Here is an 18,713-nt window from a genome sequence, read left to right as displayed (position 1 = left end):
CATTCAATTCGCACTGATCGCTCAAACCACAGCCGCCCTCGTCACAGGGCACTGGCATCGTTCTCGTGCTCGTCCGCAAACGCCATGAGCACGTCCAGATCGAGAACATCCAGTTTGATCCGGGCGATAAAGGCAGAGAAGGCGAGGTTGGCGGCGAGCAGGCGCAGATCACTGGCCCAGGCCGGAACATAGACCGGACCCTGAAGCCAGCCCGACTCGAACAGGGGCGCCAGGCGTACGGTGTCACCCAGGCTGAGGCGCCCGGCAAACAAATGGCCGACCAGCTCCGGCCGGTTGTCGCGGATCGCTATGCGCAGCAAGGTATGCACGCCGATCAAGCCCGTCAGGTAAGCGGCATCCTTGGTAAACGCCGACCCGCCGTGCAGGTCGGCGCCGCGGAACACTCGTTGGGTGGAACGAAATGACTCCTCTTGCGATTGACCGGCCGCCAGAAAACCTTCGAATACCTGGATGAAATCGGCACCCTCCAGCGCTTGCTGGACCGCGAGCACGCGCAAGGCGAGGCGACGCAAGCGGTTGATGTCCATGCTGCCGGTGAACAGCTCGGCCAAAGTGGCAATACCCTCCTGAGTCTGTGTCGTGCGAGGCGCTCCTAGACCCAGGCTTTTGAGGTTGGGTTGGCGTGCACCGTTTTGTGCCGTGGCGACATGCACGAACGCCTCGTGCTGCAAGAGCTGATTCTTGTCCAGTTCAGAAAACAGCGCGCTGGCGCGCAGGCGGATACGGTTCGACCCGGCGATGGCCTTGGCGGCCAGGGTCGGATCGAGCACGACCGTGACCTGGCCCTCGCCGAAAAACCGGTCCAGTTCCGGCTGCATCCATGCGGCCAAAGCCTTGGCCGGAATCTCGGCCGGGCTCGGTGGAATCCTGGCGCTACCCAGAAGCGCGTCGGTGGTGTTGAGGAAGAACCGGGCGGCGTCCAGCATGCTCAAGTTGAGGCGCGGGTAATGGAAATCCGGACGCCGATACAGCGCTGATGAATAGTCAGTAAAGGCGGGCGTGCCAATGGCCCCCAGCAGGCGACCGGCCGTGGCATAGCTTCGCGCGGTCATGGCGAGGTGGTTCCCGGCGGGATGCGCCTCATCACAATGCTCGACAAAGGTTTCCAGCGCGGCGATATCGGCGCTGTGGTCACGCGGTCGCAGTTCGACGTTCGGCAACTGTGCACGGCCGCTGCGCCAATTCGCCAGGAAAGCTTCTTCGACGCCATCGGGCCACGCCAGCGCATCCAGCACGCGGATCTTGCGGGCCAGACCGGGCAGGGCGGCATCGAGTTCAGACAGGGGCAGGGCGATCATCGGAATCTTCCAGGGAGTCGAGACTTACCGGTAAAAGCTTAGTCGTTGCGATGCAGTGCGTTTTGGCTTTATAGGCACAGGTGCTGCGTCTGGAGACTCACGCACGCTGGCAGCGACAATTTTTTTTGTCACTACAATGAAGTGAAATCGAAAAAAACACCGCTTAAAGCATTGTGCTCTGGCCAATGAAACCTGAACCACACGGATATTTTTCAGCGAGGTAGGACGCATGCCAAACACCGAAGGACAGAAGCGAGCACGAATACTCGACCCCGTCGACCGTGTTACAGAGGTGATCTTCGGCCTGCTCATGGCGATGACATTCACCGGAACGATCAGCGTGGCGACATCGGGTCAGGAGGATGAACGCACCATGATGTTTGCCGCACTCGGTTGCAACCTGGCCTGGGGGCTCGCGGACGCGGTGATGTATCTGTTGCGTGCCTTGATCGATCGCACGCGCAAAAGCACGTTATACGCAAAGCTCAGCGGGGCGGACGCGACCACCGGCCAGACGCTTGTGGCGGGTGCCCTGCCATCGCACCTGGCGGCAGCGGCCAAGCCTGAGACCCTGGAATTGTTACGCAGCCGCCTGGCCGAGATCCCCGCCACGTCCGTGCAGTCGCGGCTTGGTTGGGATGATTTCAAGGGGGCATTGGGTGTTTTTCTGTTGGTGGTGGCATCGACCTTTCCGCTCGTGGTGCCTTTCCTGTTACTCGACGAGACGGCTCTCGCTGTTCGTCTATCCAATTTGGTCGGGATCGTGGTGCTGTTCATCTCGGGTTGGATACTGGGGCGATACGCCGGCGCAAAGCCGTGGCAAGGGGGGATTGCGATGGCGGTCACTGGCGCGGTGCTGATCGTAGCGATCGTCGCGCTCGGCGGATGAAGAACAGAGGAGGGCACGGCAATTCTGCCGCTGCCTCTAAGCCATTACGCGCTGTACACCAAGGGGTTACAGGTCTATGAGCGATTCTAATTCTGTACCTTCCGCCCCGGAACCGGGTCGTATTGCACATCGGGTAGCAGGCGCCGATCAGAAGAGCTGGCGCCGCTGGCTGCCGGGGCTGAATACGCTGCTCACCTATCAAATAGGCTGGTTGCGAAATGACATCGTCGCCGGACTCGTCCTGACCACAATGCTGGTGCCAGTGGGCATTGCCTACGCGGTGGCCTCGGGCGTACCCGGCATTTATGGTCTGTACGCGACGATCATTCCGCTGCTGGCTTATGCGTTATTCGGGCCGAGCCGGATTTTGGTGCTGGGGCCGGACTCTTCGCTGGCGGCCGTCATCCTTGCGGTGATCCTGCCGCTGTCGGGTGGCGATCCATATCGTGCCGTCGCCCTGGCGGGAATGATGGCGATTGTGTCGGGGGTGGTCTGTATCCTGGCCGGCATTGCGCGCTTGGGCTTCATCACGGAACTGCTCTCCAAACCGATTCGCTACGGGTATATGAACGGTATTGCGCTGACCGTATTGATCAGCCAATTGCCCAAGTTTTTCGGCTTCAAGATCGAGTCCGACGGGCCGCTGAGAAACATGTGGGCGATCATTACCTCGGTGCTGGACGGAAAAACCAACTGGGTCACGTTCGCGGTCGGTGCTGCCACGTTGGTGGTGATCATGTTGCTCAAGGGGCACAAACGCATTCCGGGTATTTTGATTGCCGTGGCGGGCGCAACCATCGCCGTCGGTGTGCTGGACCTTGCCACGAAATACGGAATATCGGTCCTCGGCGAGCTTCCACAAGGCATGCCTGCGTTCGCCATTCCCTGGATCACTCAAGCTGATATTGTCCCGGTCCTGATCGGCGGATTCGCCGTCGCGCTGGTTTCGTTCGCCGACACCAGCGTGCTCTCGCGTGTCTATGCGGCACGTTCGCGTACTTACGTTGATCCGAACCAGGAAATGGTGGGGCTCGGCGTCGCCAATCTGGCGGCCGGGTTTTTCCAGGGTTTTCCAATCAGCAGCAGTTCGTCACGCACACCGGTGGCTGAGGCCGCAGGCGCCAAAACCCAATTGTCCGGTGTCGTCGGAGCGCTGGCGGTTGCCTTGCTGTTGCTGGTGGCGCCGAACCTGTTGCAGGACCTGCCCAACAGCGCGCTGGCGGCGGTCGTGATCGCATCAGCCATCGGCTTGATCGAGGTCACGGACCTGCGACGCATCTATCGCATTCAGCAGTGGGAGTTCTGGCTGTCCATCGCCTGCACTGTCGGTGTTGCCGTGTTTGGTGCAATCGAGGGGATTGCCCTGGCCATCGTGCTTGCGGTGATTGAATTCCTGTGGGATGGCTGGCGGCCGTACTCCACGGTGTTGGGACGTGTCGATGACCTTCAGGGCTACCATGACATCAAGCGTTTTCCTGACGCACGAATTCTTCCCGGCCTGGTCCTTTTCCGCTGGGATGCGCCTTTGTTTTTCGCCAACGCCGAGTTGTTCAATGAACGGGTGCTGGACGCAGTGGCTTCGTCGCCTACGCCGGTACGCTGGGTGGTCGTTGCGGCAGAACCGATGACCAGTGTGGACGTGACCTCTGCCGACATGTTGGCCGAACTGGACGAAACCTTGCGCGCGGCGGGCATCGAATTGTGCCTCGCTGAGATGAAAGACCCGGTCAAGGACAAACTGAAGCGATTCGGGCTTTTCACGCAGTTTGGCGAGAACTCGTTTTTTCCGACATTAGGTACAGCGGTCAACAGTTACCTAGCGACCTATCCTGTGGAGGGGGCCAAACGGCAGGATGAGAATCAGTGAGGCGGTGGGTTGCCGGCGTTTTGGGGCTATCAACAACCGAAGCGCCTTGCAGGAACGCCTGGGTGGTCCTATCGTCAGATTTCAGGCGCCACAAAGGTTTTTGTGGCGTATGAGTGAACACTATAAGTGCAATGTCCCCTGAACATCCTTGGTGAGCGAACTGATGGACGAGCGAGCCGACTCAGCGTTTTTTGTATTGGAGGAACATCATGATTCGCAAACACTTCTTGATGGCCCTGGCGACACTGGTTGTCGCTGCGGGTGTGCAGTGGGTCTCGGTACCGGCGTACGCGACCGAGCAGGGATCACAACGGCGTGAAGCACGGGATACGAGGCAAACAGGGCGCTCCGACGCACGGCAAACCAAATACGATTGCAGAAAGGACAATGACAAGAGCAATGCAAACTGTCGCCAGGACAAGCGCAGCAGCAAGCAGGACACGCGCAGCACCGCTCGGGACATCAAATATTAATCGTTGAGGTCAATCCCGCTGTCGTCCGCCAAAGGGGCAGTGTTTACAGTTAACAGTCAAGGCAATACGACTGCATCAAGCACATCGAGCGGACACCTTTGTTTGTCCGCTCGATGTGCTTGGGCGCCTGCTTAGCCGTAATAAGCGGCGATCACAATGAGCGCGAGAAAACAGACCAGCTGAACGCAAAAGAAGGTAAACCGAATCGCCACGAACGTATCGGTCTGCACATGGGATACGTGAACCAAGGACTGGCACACGCGAGCGATCAGGACGAATGTGCACAGGTAGTCCACGGCAGGGCCGTCGACACCCAGGGCCGATATCACGAACACGATGACGCCAAAGACCGGCAGATTTTCCACACAGTTGGCGTGTGCTCGTGTCCCGCGCCGATACCAATCCTCGCCTTCGAGCTGATCGCTGCGGAACGAGCCAATGGGAACCTTCGAGAACAGGATCGCGACCCAGCGGTACACGCCGACAGTTGCCATCAACAGCAGCAAAGTCCAGGTCGCAAACCCCAGCAGCATCCACATCGGTAGGGTCATGGCCGCCATCCTCAATTAAAAGCACGTCATTGCACAGTCGCGCGACCGACGAGCAGTCGGTCGCGCATTGTCGATCAGTGGCCCGTGATGGGGGTCAGTGCGGTTTGAATCCTCGACATCTGTGCTGGCGTTGTCATGCCCGTCAGCAGCCGACCAAAGTGTGGATGCTGCACGCCCGAGATAATGTATTGCCAGCGGTAGGCATTCAGCACGCAGGCTTTGATTTGCGCTGTCTCATCGACACTGAACGGTCGTGAAACATTGCGAATAAAGTAATCGGCATCGGAAGCCGATTGCGCCTGAAGAATGCCGTCGACGGCCGCCACCAGCGCAATCAGATCGTTCACGGCCTGGTCGCGTTCGGCTGGCGAGAGTTTCTCGTGCTCCGACTTCCACTCCAGCTCATCCAGTACGACGTGCCGGCTTTCATCCTTCCAGTGAAATTTGAAGACATCCTTGAACAGTGGGCACAACTCCTCGCGCGGTGCGATGCTCTGTGCGTAGTGCGCCTGTACAAACAGCTCGATATGACAGGTCAGCGCCAGCACCGACCAGGTGCTGGCCGCCAGTACCGCACGCGCCACGTCGTTGGGATCGGCCACTTGACGATACCCCGCAGGCAAGTGCGAACCCATCATTGTCTCCATGCGCCGGAACAACTCCTGGTGCTTGATCTCGTCGTTGGAAAAACGCACCAGCGCTTCAAGTGCCAGCTGATTGTCAAAGACATGGGCTCGACCTTGATCGAGCATTTTGGCACTGATGAAACGCTCGACCAGCCCAAAGAGATACGCATAGGTCCGGCCCTGAATCTGACTGAGCAGACGTGCCTCGGCCCCGTCGAGAAAGGTCAGGCGGTCGATCTGCGAGAGCCCATCGGGCAAGAATTTGCGCGAGAAGTCGAAACTGCGCTCCTGCATCAAATCGCGATCGATCTGCCATTCGGCTTTTTTCGCTGATCTGACAATTCGAGCGTAACGGTCGGCGTTGTCTGACTCCGAGCTGAGTAGGGTAGCGACGCTGTTCATATAGATCTCCTGGTGCCCTCGTCGGTTGAAATGGTTGACGTCGGAGCCAATGACCACAGGTGAAGCATCGGGGGGATAGTCTCGATCGCCGGGTCCGCGTTGGTGCTAATCTAGGTCGCGCCGTTCAGGCGGTGAATGACCAGTACGCCGGATTACCTGCTCAGGCGTCCGGAAAAGAGGGCGGGCAAGTGTTGGATGCGCTTTCGGATGTCTTGCGTGTGATTCGGCTGTCTGGAGGGGTCTTCCTCGAGGCGCAATTCACTGCGCCCTGGTGCATCAACGGAAGAATCTCGACGGATGATTGCAAGCCGTTCCTGGTGGCACCTCGACACATCATTGCTTCGCATTTTGTCGCCACCGGGCACATGCAATTACGCATCGACGGGGAGGCCATCGTCGACGTGGGCGCAGGCGAACTGGTTCTGCTTCCTCGCAATGACCCTCATACGTTTGGCAGCGACCTGAGCATTGCGCCCCTGTCGGCGAGCGAGGTTGTCAAGCCGCCAGGTGTCGGCGGCATTTCACGAATCAAGTACGGCGGCGGTGGCGAGGCCACGCAGCTATTGTGCGGATTCCTCGGCTCTGAAACCCCCTTCAATCCGTTGCTTTCGGCGCTGCCATCGGTATTGAAGCTGGACATTCGCGCGACGGCTTCGGGCGCCTGGATTGAAAGCTCGTTCCGTTTCGCGGTCAGTGAAATCGCGGCGGGACGCGTCGGCTCGGCAACCATCATTGCCAAGCTATCCGAACTGCTGTTCGTCGAAGCCGTCAGCCAGTATGTCGCCAGCCTCCCGGTTGAGCGGCGCGGGTGGCTGGCGGGACTGCGCGATCCGCATATCGGGCGCGCGCTGGCGCTACTCCATGCTCGTCCAACCGAGGGCTGGACGACAGAAGCACTGGCGCAAGAAGTGGGCATGTCGCGCTCGGTATTCGCGGAGCGATTCACGGCATTGGTCGGACAGCCACCGATGCAATACCTCACGCTCTGGCGTATGCATGTGGCGGCTCAACAGCTGCGCGAAAGTCGCGGCAGTGTGGCGCAAATCGGCTTTGCCGTTGGCTACGAATCCGAAGCCGCGTTCAGTCGCGCATTCAAACGTCAATTCGGCACGTCACCTGGCACTTGGCGCAAAGAATCAGCCTGAGCGCGCCGGTCGACGCCGCCGGGCCGCTGACTTTGACTGCTGAACTACTGGCCGTTTGGGTGGCTGAGCCTGGAAAAAAGGGGGGAGTGAGTTGCAGTCCTCAGAAATTATTGAGCGGTTAAACGTCCAGGCGTGACAGTCGGTGTGTAGAATGGTTCAATTTTTAATGGAGTAAATTTTGCAATGGAGTTTGTATGAGTCACGCAGAGTCGCTACCACCCCCCCGTCCCATCCCGGTTTCGTTCAACACCCACGAAATTGACTTGAGTGAGTTATTCAGCACCCTGTGGCGTCAAAAGTATCTCATCGCAGGCATAACCTTGGCAGCCGCAGCGATGGCAGCGGTCTACGCTTATACAGCGACACCTCAGTACCAGACGAAGACATTGCTTCGTCCTCCGTCTATCAAAGATCTTGACGCACTCAATCAGACTGGGGTTTACACACTCAATCCCGAGGAATCACTCAAACGCGTCGGTGCTGCTCTTAACTCCTATGAAGTACGTAAATCCTACTTCGATAAACACCAGGAACAATTCTCCGGTATTGACTCAGGTGACTTGACGCAGGCCTTCGAACGCTTCAACAGCGAAGCGTTCAAGGTTATTCAGCCAAATACCAAGGGTGGCGACAACCTTACACCCTACGTCGGACTGGAAATCACTTATCCGGGAACCGTCGAAGGACATCTCATTCTTAATGGGATCGTGCAAGAAGCCATCAATAGCGAGCGCAATCAGATCCAGGGCGACTTGAACAGTGTGATTGACAACAGTCTCGACACCCTGGAACGCAAGATGGGTGTTGCCCGTGCCAGTTATGAGGCCGACAAGGACTCAACGATTGCTAAAATCAGCGAAAATGACGCTCTCAAGCGCGCACAGTTGCAGGATGAGCTGCGTGCATTACGTACAGAACTGCGCGACCGCCGGGAAAGTCGTATCACCCAGCTGAACGAGTCAATGCAAATAGCACGTGAGCTGGGTATCGTGAAACCGAATACCCCCACGGCGATGGGGCAAGGTGACGGTGTAGGTCAGGGCAATGTTTTCCGTACGGAAGTTTTCAACGAACAGTTCCCGCTGCACTTCATGGGCACTGAAGCTCTAGGGGCCGAGCGAAATGCCCTGCTGGCACGAAAGTCTGATGACCATGCCAGCCCTCGGATCTCCGAGATCAAAAAAGAGCTTCAGCTTCTGGATCAAAATCGACAGATCGAACAACTTAAATCGCGTAAAAACGACGATCTATTCCTCACCACGCTGGTTGATATGAGGGCAGAAAAATCACGGTTGGAACATATCAACCGCGACCTGAGTGAACTGGCTTTGGTCAAAGTTGACCAACAGGCTATCAAGCCAAACAAACCGATCAAGCCTAATAAGTTGCTGATTCTGACTCTCGGGATATTCGTGGGCGTTATGCTCGGCATAATCGTCGCACTGTTACGCGGTATGGTACTTAGCCGCTCTGCCAGCCCCTACGAGGTGAGCACCGAAAAAGTATTTATAGGGCAATCCACCCTACAATAGGCATCAAGGAGTCATGTCGCATAACTGCGAAGTTATGCGACGGCTCTCTCGGGCGGTCAACTGTGGATGAACGTCCAGAGATCGGTATTCAATTTGTCGATTGCGGCTTTGAAGTCCTTGATGGTGATTGCCTGCTTGTCGTTCTCCAGCTGGGTGCCAAATATCTTGCGCACCACTTTGACGACGGTCTGATTGGTTCTGGCGTCGATGAACTCGGCTTCGATGAACAGATTAGTGTCTTGATCCCGGTGACCGGTGGCGGCCTGGGTCGCTCCGACAACGGCGGCGATCGGCATGATTTCATACCACTTCATGCCTTCGTTCGAAGCGCTGACGCCAGTGATTGCCGCCCGCAGGATCAAGGGGTGTGACCCGGCCGGTGCAGCGGCCGCGCTGGATGCCCTCCGGTATTTTTGGCCCAGAATGCTTTTGGCTTTCCTGGACATGTAGTTCTGCAACTCGGCCAGAGTCTGCTGATTGACCTGCTCATTGGGTTTCGGCGCGGGGTAAAACTCCAGCGTTCTGAACGCTATGGTGTCATACGCATTCGGGTTCCACGACGGGCTCACCCAGCGCATTGCCTTCTCACCCGTGGCGGTGGTCACTTCTTCCAGGTTGTTGTAGTTGGACAAGAAACCGGAGTACTGCTCGGGCTCAGTGACTTGGGAGGTGCAACCGCCGAGTAGCAGGCTGGCCAGCGCGATCCCTGCAAATAGTTTATGGGCCAAGGTCATAGTGGGTTCACTCCACGATTTAGTCGTGCGTTACGTGCCATCGGAATGCCTGGCCCGACCGGATGTGTAAATTGCGCTGCTGTGTGAGCTACATGGATCAGCTCTCAGGGGAAATGATCGAGTCGTCACTGGATTCAGCCGCCAGTTTCAATCGGTCAGCCTTACTGATGTATTTAGACTTGTTTGCCGGTGCCAATTTGGCACTGGCCTTTTTGGCGTGAGCCTTTAACAACTGCGTTATTTTTTTACGACGATTCATGTTTTTTGCTCAGCTTGTACATTCTTGAGTGCTATTGGCTTGAAATATTAAACCAGATACCCGTAGCGCGCTCTTGTGCATTGTCGATCTGGCATCCGTTGTTTCGAGGGCGCTGATGCAAGCATTGGGAAGGGAGCCAATGGTGTTCAGATCCTGCAGATCTGCCGCTTCATCCCCAGTCTGAAAGAAGCCACTCGGGCGTAGGGTGCGGGGCGCTGAATGCAGCGATGTTCAGCGCCATTTTTGAATCAATCCAAAGCCGCCGTTCGCACTGTGCGAGAAAGGCGGCTCCACTGACGATCAGGATGGCTGGTTAGCGGACACCCAATCGGCGGCGCGTTCGGCGATCATGATGGAAGCGGCGTTGGTGTTGCCGCCAATCAGCGTCGGCATGATCGAGGCGTCCACCACGCGTAACCCCTCTATCCCATGCACACGTAATTGACTGTCCACCACGGCATGCTCGTCACTCCCCATTTTGCAGGTGCCGACCGGGTGATAAATGGTGTCGGTGCGCTGGCGTAACAGTTCGATCAGCTGTTCGTCACCGTATAACCCTTCGCTGTACATATCCTTCAGACCGTAACGTGCCATCGGCGCTTGCTGGATAATTTCCCGGGTCATTCGGTATCCGGTGAGCAGGGTCTCCACATCATCGTCGTGCCCCAGAATGTTGGGATCGATTCGCGGTGGGGCGCTCGGGTCTTTCGATTGCAGGCCGACGCTACCGACGCTCTTGGGTCGCAACACGCAGACGTGGCAACTGAAACCATGGCCCCAATGCAGCTTGCGGTTGTGGTCGTCCACCATCGCGATCACCGAATGCAACTGGATATCCGGGCGAGCAAGGCTGGCGTCGGTTTTCAGGAACGCCCCCCCTTCGGCGAAGTTGCTGACAAAAGGGCCCCGTCGATGCCGGACATAGTCGATCAACGCCTTGCCCATCTTCGGGCTGCCGCGCAGCGAGACGCCCATCAAGGAGGTGTCGTGGCTTTTGTAGCTGAGCACGACATCCGGATGGTCCCGCAGGTTCTGTCCGACACCGGGCAGTTCGTGCTGCACCGGTATGCCCTGTGGCTTGAGTTCCGCCTGCGGGCCAATCCCCGAGAGCATCAACAAGTGCGGGCTGCCAAAGCATCCGGCGCTGAGCAGTACTTCCTGGCGGGCCTTGATGGTCTGTCGGTTGCCCTTGATACGCAACTCCACGCCGACAGCTTTCTTGCCTTCCAATACGATTCGCTCAGCGGCGACCGAGGTCATCACGGTGAGGTTTTTGCGGGTATTTCGAATCGGTTTGAGGAACGCGGTGGCGGTGCTCCAGCGCCGACCGTCGCGGATAGTCACGTCATATTGACCGATGCCTTCCTGATCGATGCCGTTGAAGTCGGCGTTATGGCGGTGCCCAATGATCTGCCCCGCCTCGATAAAGGCTTGGGTGGCCGGATGTATCGGGTTCTTGCCGACATAGAGTTCGCCCTCCGCGCCGTGATAGCCGCAGGTTCCACGGTGATTCATTTCACTTTTGCGAAAGTACGGCAGTACGTCGGCGAACGACCATCCTGGATTACCCAGGGCCTGCCAGTCGTCAAAGTCACTGTGATGACCGCGGATATACACCATGCCGTTGATTGAACTGCTGCCACCCAACACCTTACCGCGTGGCTGATAGCCGCGACGTCCATTCAGGCCAGGTTGCGGTACTGTCTGGAACGCCCAATTGACATGTCGGCTCGGCAGGATCGCAGCTACGCCCACGGGGGCATGGATCAGTGGCGAGCGGTCTTCCGGACCGGCCTCCAGCAAACAGACCGTGACATTGGGATTTGAACTCAGGCGATTAGCCAGGACGCAGCCGGCTGAGCCGGCGCCGATGATTACGTAGTCGAATTCCATCACAGCATGATCCCGATGAGCCAACAGGGAGCTGCTTCGCAAGGAAGCAACCGTGGATACCTGGGATGGATTGTTGGCTGAAACCTGCAAAAAATTATTGACCGCTCATGACATTTATTTGATCTTTGATGACATGACTTCTTTGATCAGAACAACATCATTTACCGGGTTTCGCGAAGTGGCGAGCCAGCTGGGCGGGAAAGCGGACCTGATGCTTGAACGCTTCCGCATCAATCCGGATCTGCTGATGGACGAGGACGCGCGCGTGCCGCTGCGTTCGTTGGTAGGGCTGCTGGAGTTTGCCGCACAAGAGCTGGAGTGCCCGGATTTTGGTCTGCGCATGGCCGAGTATCAGGACCTGCATGTACTCGGACCGATTGCGGTGATCGCTCGAACGTGCGCAACGGCGGGAGAGGCGCTGGCGCAAGTCATCCGTTTTATCGGTTACCACAGCCCCGGCATCCAGCTTGATCTCGACCTGAGTGAAGCCCGTGCTCCGCGTTTAGTGATCGATATCCGGCTCACCGGACCGAGCCCGCGACGGCAAATGGTGGAGCTGGCGATGGGGGTGGCGCATAACGGTATGAAGTTGCTGTATGGCGACAACTTCGTTGCCCAGTCGGTACAGTTTTCCAGTCATCTTTCAAGTGCGCAGGCTTACCGGCGCTATTTCAAAACGACGGTTTACACAGGGCAATCCTGCAACGCGCTGGTTTTTCGCGACGAACAATTGAGTCAGCCCCTTGAGCAACATGCCCCCTATTTGCAACACGCACTGGAGCAGTATTTCAACCAGTTCGACTTGCAAGCGACATCGAGTGTCGTCAACCAGGTCGAGCGCCTGGTCTTGCGCATGATGCCGATCCAGCGTTGCCGGTTGCCATTGATTGCCGAGCAGCTCGGTATGCACGTGCGCATGTTGCAACGACGGTTGGCCGAGGAGGGGCGAAGTTTCGATGAAGTGGTTGAAGCCCTTCGCCGCGAACGTGCCGACCACTATCTGGCGGAAAGACACATGCCGATGTCCCAGGTGGCCGGTCTTCTGGGCTATAGCGAGCAGAGCGTGTTCAATCGTGCTTGCCGGCGCTGGTTTTCCATGTCACCGGGAGCCCGGCGCCGTCAGTTGCGTGGAAGCGGCGACCCCTGATGAGGTCGCTTCACTGTCCAGGGCAATTCATTTAGTCGCTTGCGCGACATTGCCGCAGAAAATATTAGCGTTGCCATCCTCGGGTGAGGTTCGCAGGACAATGGAGTAATTGCCCGCAAGCAGGTCTTGCATTTTGATCGGCGCACTTCGGTAAAATGTCCACCCACCGGTCCCGGCATTGGGTTCAGTGTTGACCTTGTCGTTCAGTGCGTAGGCGACGGGGCCGGGTTGCTGGCAGCTACCTTTGTTAATGAACGTGAAGATGCGCGGGGGCATGATGGTCCCGTTTGGAACACCTGTGATGTAGAAGTCAAAGTTGGTTTGATCGCCCACGCTGGTCAACGTGGTCGTGGCATTCTTCCCTGGATTCTGGTGGGTCGCTACCAAAGGAAGGTTCATCGAGTGGTTTGACGAGCTGGTGCAGCCGAAGAGACTTGCGGTGACCAATAGCGCTGCCAGAGGAGTGCGGAGTTTCATTGCCAATCTCCAGTAATGGAAAAAGTGCATGGGGGAGCTATTGGGTATAGCTCATTAATACGGTGTCGCATTCTTGAACATCTACTTTTTATAGCCCTCCCAAAATCCCTGGACCCCCCGGTTTATCAGTCAGACATCGTGAACCCGCAGGCTCACGCGCTTGAGCACCTCCAGGTAGGTGGGTGGTTGCGGTACGATGCCGCGCTGTCGCAAAAGTGCATGCAATTTCGGCAGGCGAAAATACGGTACCGAGGCCATCAGATGATGCTCAATGTGAAAGTTGACCCGTATAGGCGCCACGCAGGCGCGAGCGATCAAGCCGGCGTGTGTGGTCCGGGTATTGCGAAGGACGTCCGGGCTTGATTCCAGACAGGCATGTTCCGCCATGGAGCGAATGCGGATGAACAGCGGGAACGGGGTGATATAGGCCAGCACCCAAACGCCGTATAGCCAGGCATTTCCACTGATCCACAACACGGCAAAGAGCAGGGCGTTGGTGAGGAGCATGCCGCTGGCGTTTTTGAAGAAGGCCCGCGGGTAGTCCCACCAGCGGCGACCTTCCTGTGGCAGGCGCCGGATATTGCTGGTCAGCGACCATTGCAGCACGCCGGCATCCATCAGCAAGCGTCCCGCCAGGAACTTGAGGCCGGTCACGCCTGAAAGATCACGCAGGCACTTGCGCATCAACGAGCGACGAGTCGTAGGCAACCCCGCCACCAGGCAGAGATCGGGATCGTCGACAGTAGAAGTTTTGGCGTGATGGGTCAGATGATAGGGACGGTACTTGCGCAGCTCATTCCAGATCGGCCGGGCGCACAACCAATCCACCAGCACGTCGTTGCACCATTTGCTCTTGAATAAAGTGCCGTGGGCGGCGTCGTGCTGCAAAATCCCGAAGCACAACTGGCGTCCGGCAATGATAACCACGCCCACTATCAGGGCGAGGCCGAATCCCCACCAGGGCAAAAAGTCACGAGCGCAGGCCAGACCGATAAAGGTCAGGGCCAGCACACCCCAGGTAGAACCCACTGCCCACGCGCCCCATAAATCCGAGCGTTCGCTAAAGGACTTGATTTCCTCGCGGCTGAGTATATCGCTGATTTTAGTTTTGTTATGCATGTCTATCCTCGACATCAATGGCCTGTAGCCGGCCTGGGTGATGAGTCAGTTGGCGCTTGAGGGCTGTTGCAAAAAGGTCCGCCAGATCTGGTGACCGTGGTCCACAAAACGTTGGGTACAGGCAAGGAATTCGGTGCGCAGCGTCACATCGACCAAGGGGTGCGGCAGCAGGGGATCGAAAACGATCTGGCGGATGGCTTCGCGGCCGAGGGTGAAAGACTCGCGTGCGGCCGCCTCCAATTTCAGTTGATCGGCGCGCAGGGTCCAGCTTTCCAGTTGCTCGCAATGGCGGCGATAGTTGTCGTTAAGCAACTCGCCATTCCACAGGCTGTGTATTCGCTGCGCTTGCGTGTCCTCGAAGCCCGAGGCCTGGAAAACCAGGGCGGCCGGTTCCAGGCCGAGCTCGATCAAACGTTGGCGCAAGGATTCGACATCCGGCTCGACATTGTTCGGGCGTACATACAGATCCTTGTCCAGTTCCGCGAAGCCCAGCATGTGCAGCGCACGTTCACGCTGGCGCAAGACGTTACGGTCACTGCGCCCCAAGGCGTTGCACGCAACCATCAGATAACTACCGTCCCACGGCCGCAGATGCTGCTCCACGCTGCGCCACCCAAACAGTTGCGCCGAGATGTCCTTGGCTTGCGGTCCCAGCTGATAACTACCGCGTCCCGCGCCTTCAAGTAAGGCTTCAATCGTGAGGCGAGCCAGCGTGACCCGAACGTTGTTTTCGCTGATTCCGAATAGCTCACACGCGACGATGGCTTCCTTGACCTGCAAGGGAACACCGTTTTTAGCGACCAGCAGTTCGAGCACCAGGCTTTTTGCGCAGGGTTTCATTGTCTTTCCAGTTCATTACGCGTTCGGCTGGAAATTATCTCGATTTGTAATATTACGCAATGAGTGATTTAAAAATAAAATCTGTAACTAGGAATGCTTGATGCGGGGAGATGTGGCAGCCGGATGTACCGCTAAATTCACTCCATCCTCATCGCGGCGAGAAAACTTTCGCGCTGACAAATTTCCTCTTCCACGGCCCTCACTTCCTTCATGTAAACCTCTACCGCGGGTGGCAGTGAGCGCTCTTTGAGGTAGATGAAGCCATAACGGGTGCGCAGTGCGAGGTCATGGATGGGTAACGGTACGAGTTCACCCGCCAGGATTTCCTGCTCAAATGTCGATAAATTCCCTATGGCCAGCGCATTACTGGACTCGACGAACCTGACGATTTGCATCGGCACGTCTATTTCGATCGCCGGTACAAAATCACCCGTCACCGCATCATAAGCGCCTGCACAACCCAACGTTGCCGGGAGCAAGTGGCTGGCCAACCGCAGCGGAAGGCGCGAGGCCACCCATGGATAATCGAGGGTTTGCGCCAACGTCAGTGAACGACGTTTCGACAGCAGCGGATGGCCAGGGCGGCAAAACAACCGTCCTACATGCTCACCCACCAGCTCACAGGTGAACTCCTCCCTGCCGAGTAACGTGCTGATTTCGGCGATTCCCAGATCCACTGCTCCTGTGGCGACCTGATGGGCAACCTCACGCCATCCGGCGACATGGGCAGTGACCTTGATGTGCGGATATCGGGCGTGCATTCGCGCGATGCTGGCGTAGCCGCTGGTGACGCTTGGATAGGGACCCAACGCCACCTTCAGTGCGCCGATATCGCCTCCTGCCAGCAAGGCAATGTCACGCCGCAAGTCTTCCTCGGCCATCAACAAGCGCTGGCTTTTCTCGCGAAGCAGCTGTCCAAACGCCGTCAACACGACGCCTTCCGTGCGGCGGTCGAACAGCGTGACCCCGAGTTCGCTCTCCAGCGCCTGGATGCTTTTGCTCAATGCCGGCTGGGAAACCCCCAGCGCTTTTGCTGCCCGACCGAAGTGTGCGTGTTCAATCAATGCCAAGAACTGACGTAGGCGGCGAGGCGTCATGTCATAACCTTTATGTTATCGAAAAGCATCAAAACGGAATTTTTCGTAATCAAATGAATATGCTATTCATGGCCGTACCGGGTCAAGCTGGCGACGCACATACACAGGCAAACCGTGCGCAAACAACGGCATTGACGCTCATTTGCACCCCTTTTTTGCGCAGGAACCATTACATGCATAACAAGACCCTTCATCTGGCACTGGCAATCACGCTTGGCAGTGGCGTCAGCCCTGCGGTTTTTGCTGCAGATGCAAACGGCGCACGTTCAGATTCGGCCTCAACACAAAATGCGCACTTCGATAGCAAGGGCAAAGCGCCGTCGACTTACACAATCGAACTGCAAAATGGTGTGCGCAAGGCACTTCCATTCGCGGACAAGCGCGACTTTGAAGAAGCGAAAAAAGGCTTCATCGCTGCACCGACCTACGACAAGATCATGGCTGATGCCGGGAACGTCGCCTGGAACATGGGCAGTTATAACTTCCTGACTGAAGGCAAGGACTTCGACAGCATCAATCCGTCCCTGCAACGACAGGCTGTCCTCAACATGGCCTTCGGTCTGTATGAGGTGGTTCCCGACAAGATTTACCAGGTTCGCGGGTTTGACCTGGCCAACATCACCTTCATCAAGGGCGATACGGGCTGGATTGTGTTCGACACCCTGATGTCGAAGGAAACCGCCAAGGCAGCCCTGGACTTCATCAATGAAAAAGTCGGCAAGCGTCCGGTTGTCGCGGTTGTGATTTCTCACTCCCATGCCGACCATTTCGGTGGTATCCGTGGAGTGGTCGATGAAGCCGATGTGCGTAGCGGCAAGATCCCGGTGATCGCCCCCGAAGGTTTCATGGAGCATGCCGTGGCGGAAAACGTCTACGCCGGCAATGCCATGAACCGGCGCGCGTTCTTCCAATATGGTGTGATGTTGCCGCACAGCCCCTACGGCCATGTCGACATGGCCATTGGGAAAAATGCCTCCATTGGCAGCATGGGGCTGATCGAGCCCAATCGCTACATCTCGAAAGATTTCGAAACCCTTACCATCGACGGTGTGGAGATGGAGTTTCAAAGCACCCCAGGCACCGAAGCACCTGCTGAGATGAACACTTGGTTCCCGCAATTCAAGGCCTTCTGGGCCGCTGAAAACATTACCGGCACGATCCATAACATTTACACCCTGCGCGGTGCATTGGTCCGTGATCCACTGGTGTGGTCGAAGAACATCAACAACGCCTTGTACCGTTACGGACAACAAGCCGATGTCATGTTCGCATCCCACAGCTGGCCACGTTGGGGTAACGAGCGGATTCAGGACGTCATGCGTGCGCAACGCGATGCCTACGCCAACCTGAACAATGCCGTGCTGCACGCCGCCAACCAGGGCGTCACCATCAACGAGATTCAAAACGTCTATAAGCTGCCCGAGAGCCTGAAAAACAACTGGGCGACTCACAGCTACCACGGCTCGGAAGAGCACAATAGCCGTGCCGTGATCAACCGCTACCTGGGTTACTGGGATGCCAACCCGGCGACATTGATGCCGCTGTCCCCGAAAGATTCGGCACCGCTGTATGTAGAAATGATGGGCGGCGCAGACAAGATCATGACCAAGGGGAAATCCCTGTTCGATCAGGGTAAGTACCGCGAAGCCTATGAAATCCTCAATAAACTGGTGTACGCCGAACCCCAAAACAGCAAGGCCAAGGACCTGCTGGCGGATGTTTATGAGCAAGTCGGCTACCAGAAAGAAAGTGCCGGAGTACGCAACAGCTTCCTCGCTGCGGCGTATGAACTGCGCCATGGCATGCCCAAAGGGGTGCCGCCGAAATCCACCGGGCCTGACATGATCCGCGCCATGAGCACCGAGTTGTGGCTTGAATACCTCGGCATCGCCCTGGACGGCAGCAAAGTCGCGGATCAACACTTCGTCCTGAACCTCAAGACGCCGGACAATGGTGAGGAGTTTGTGGTTGAGTTGAGCAATTCGACGCTGACCAATATCAAAGGGCAGCAAGCGAAAAATGCCGACCTGACGATCACCATTAACCGCTCTGATCTTGAAGGCGTAATGGCAAGGAAAACCGGCTTCGAACAACTGGTCCAGGCTGGCAAAGCCACTTTCGAAGGCGACCCTAAACCCTTCGCGCAGTTGATGGCTGCCATCACCCCGTTTTCCCCCGCGTTTGAACTGATTCCAGGCACCAATCAGTAATCCATCGCCTGCTATACGGTGAAGCAACCTTGCGCACGTGGAAACCTGTCGTGCGCAAGGTGCACAAAACCCGGGAGCGGTACCGCAACACGCCAACGTCCATATATGGACTCCCCCCGGTGTCAGGATAGTT

17 protein-coding genes are annotated in these 18,713 nt (G+C 57.2%); 7 read left to right on the top strand and 10 right to left on the bottom strand.

All coding sequences use genetic code 11. The features are described 5' to 3' along the window. Positions 1-41 precede the first annotated feature (41 nt). A complete protein-coding gene (locus PMI22_RS27635; protein ID WP_007942603.1) occupies positions 42-1,319 on the bottom strand; it encodes a flavohemoglobin expression-modulating QEGLA motif protein in 1,278 nt (425 codons plus the stop codon). Between the two features lie 229 nt (positions 1,320-1,548). Between PMI22_RS27635 and PMI22_RS27640 the strand changes: the two genes are divergently transcribed. From PMI22_RS27640 to PMI22_RS27650, 3 genes are all read left to right on the top strand, one after another. Beyond that, on the top strand, positions 1,549-2,208 hold the full coding sequence (locus PMI22_RS27640) for a hypothetical protein (protein WP_007942601.1): 660 nt from the start codon (positions 1,549-1,551) through the stop codon (positions 2,206-2,208). 76 nt (positions 2,209-2,284) lie between these two features. Continuing rightward, positions 2,285-4,075 (top strand): SulP family inorganic anion transporter, encoded by a 1,791-nt coding sequence (locus PMI22_RS27645; protein WP_007942600.1) that lies wholly within the window; start codon positions 2,285-2,287, stop codon positions 4,073-4,075. Positions 4,076-4,284: 209 nt separating this feature from the next. Further along, positions 4,285-4,548, top strand: coding sequence for a hypothetical protein (locus PMI22_RS27650; RefSeq protein WP_007942599.1), 264 nt, complete (start codon positions 4,285-4,287; stop codon positions 4,546-4,548). A 131-nt stretch (positions 4,549-4,679) separates the two neighbouring features. Here the strand turns inward: PMI22_RS27650 and PMI22_RS27655 are convergent, their stop codons facing one another. Next, positions 4,680-5,099, bottom strand: coding sequence for an MAPEG family protein (locus PMI22_RS27655; protein ID WP_007942597.1), 420 nt, complete (start codon positions 5,097-5,099; stop codon positions 4,680-4,682). Between the two features lie 74 nt (positions 5,100-5,173). Beyond that, positions 5,174-6,127 (bottom strand): diiron oxygenase, encoded by a 954-nt coding sequence (locus PMI22_RS27660; protein WP_007942596.1) that lies wholly within the window; start codon positions 6,125-6,127, stop codon positions 5,174-5,176. Positions 6,128-6,315: 188 nt separating this feature from the next. Here PMI22_RS27660 and PMI22_RS27665 point away from each other — a divergent pair, with 188 nt between their 5' ends. Both PMI22_RS27665 and PMI22_RS27670 read left to right on the top strand, forming a co-directional pair. Continuing rightward, positions 6,316-7,272: an AraC family transcriptional regulator gene (locus tag PMI22_RS27665; protein WP_007942595.1), complete on the top strand. Its 957-nt coding sequence runs from the start codon at positions 6,316-6,318 to the stop codon at positions 7,270-7,272. Positions 7,273-7,535: 263 nt separating this feature from the next. Next, positions 7,536-8,804, top strand: a complete 1,269-nt coding sequence (locus PMI22_RS27670) for a Wzz/FepE/Etk N-terminal domain-containing protein (RefSeq protein ID WP_238543844.1) — start codon at positions 7,536-7,538, stop codon at positions 8,802-8,804. A gap of 56 nt (positions 8,805-8,860) precedes the next feature. Here PMI22_RS27670 and PMI22_RS27675 read toward each other — a convergent pair whose 3' ends face one another. The 3 genes from PMI22_RS27675 to PMI22_RS27680 form a co-directional block, all read right to left on the bottom strand. Continuing rightward, the gene (locus PMI22_RS27675) at positions 8,861-9,538 is read right to left on the bottom strand and encodes a DUF3313 domain-containing protein (RefSeq protein ID WP_007942593.1); all 678 of its coding nucleotides are present in this window, start codon (positions 9,536-9,538) and stop codon (positions 8,861-8,863) included. Between the two features lie 97 nt (positions 9,539-9,635). Further along, positions 9,636-9,797: a DUF2986 domain-containing protein gene (locus PMI22_RS30095; protein WP_007942592.1), complete on the bottom strand. Its 162-nt coding sequence runs from the start codon at positions 9,795-9,797 to the stop codon at positions 9,636-9,638. A gap of 300 nt (positions 9,798-10,097) precedes the next feature. Beyond that, positions 10,098-11,690 (bottom strand): GMC family oxidoreductase, encoded by a 1,593-nt coding sequence (locus PMI22_RS27680; protein ID WP_007942591.1) that lies wholly within the window; start codon positions 11,688-11,690, stop codon positions 10,098-10,100. A 52-nt stretch (positions 11,691-11,742) separates the two neighbouring features. Between PMI22_RS27680 and PMI22_RS27685 the strand changes: the two genes are divergently transcribed. Then, positions 11,743-12,837 (top strand): AraC family transcriptional regulator, encoded by a 1,095-nt coding sequence (locus tag PMI22_RS27685; protein WP_007942590.1) that lies wholly within the window; start codon positions 11,743-11,745, stop codon positions 12,835-12,837. A gap of 27 nt (positions 12,838-12,864) precedes the next feature. Here PMI22_RS27685 and PMI22_RS27690 read toward each other — a convergent pair whose 3' ends face one another. The 4 genes from PMI22_RS27690 to PMI22_RS27705 all read right to left on the bottom strand — a co-directional run bounded on the left by PMI22_RS27690 (position 12,865) and on the right by PMI22_RS27705 (position 16,370). Further along, positions 12,865-13,314, bottom strand: coding sequence for a hypothetical protein (locus PMI22_RS27690; RefSeq protein WP_007942589.1), 450 nt, complete (start codon positions 13,312-13,314; stop codon positions 12,865-12,867). 129 nt (positions 13,315-13,443) lie between these two features. Continuing rightward, positions 13,444-14,433, bottom strand: coding sequence for a fatty acid desaturase family protein (locus PMI22_RS27695; protein ID WP_007942588.1), 990 nt, complete (start codon positions 14,431-14,433; stop codon positions 13,444-13,446). 45 nt (positions 14,434-14,478) lie between these two features. Continuing rightward, complete coding sequence (locus tag PMI22_RS27700; RefSeq protein ID WP_007942587.1) at positions 14,479-15,273, bottom strand: PaaX family transcriptional regulator C-terminal domain-containing protein; 795 nt, start codon at positions 15,271-15,273, stop codon at positions 14,479-14,481. 137 nt (positions 15,274-15,410) lie between these two features. Beyond that, entirely contained in the window at positions 15,411-16,370 is a 960-nt protein-coding gene (locus tag PMI22_RS27705) for a LysR family transcriptional regulator (RefSeq protein ID WP_007942586.1), read from the bottom strand. Positions 16,371-16,543: 173 nt separating this feature from the next. On the opposite strand from PMI22_RS27705, the gene PMI22_RS27710 reads away from it, so the two are divergent. Then, on the top strand, positions 16,544-18,580 hold the full coding sequence (locus PMI22_RS27710) for an alkyl/aryl-sulfatase (RefSeq protein WP_007942585.1): 2,037 nt from the start codon (positions 16,544-16,546) through the stop codon (positions 18,578-18,580). Positions 18,581-18,713: the final 133 nt, after the last annotated feature.

Origin of the sequence: Pseudomonas sp. GM21, assembly GCF_000282215.1 — a bacterium.
GTDB lineage: Bacteria > Pseudomonadota > Gammaproteobacteria > Pseudomonadales > Pseudomonadaceae > Aquipseudomonas.
The sequence above is the reverse complement of the archived record's forward strand: the minus strand, read 5'-3'. Positions and strand labels throughout refer to the sequence as shown.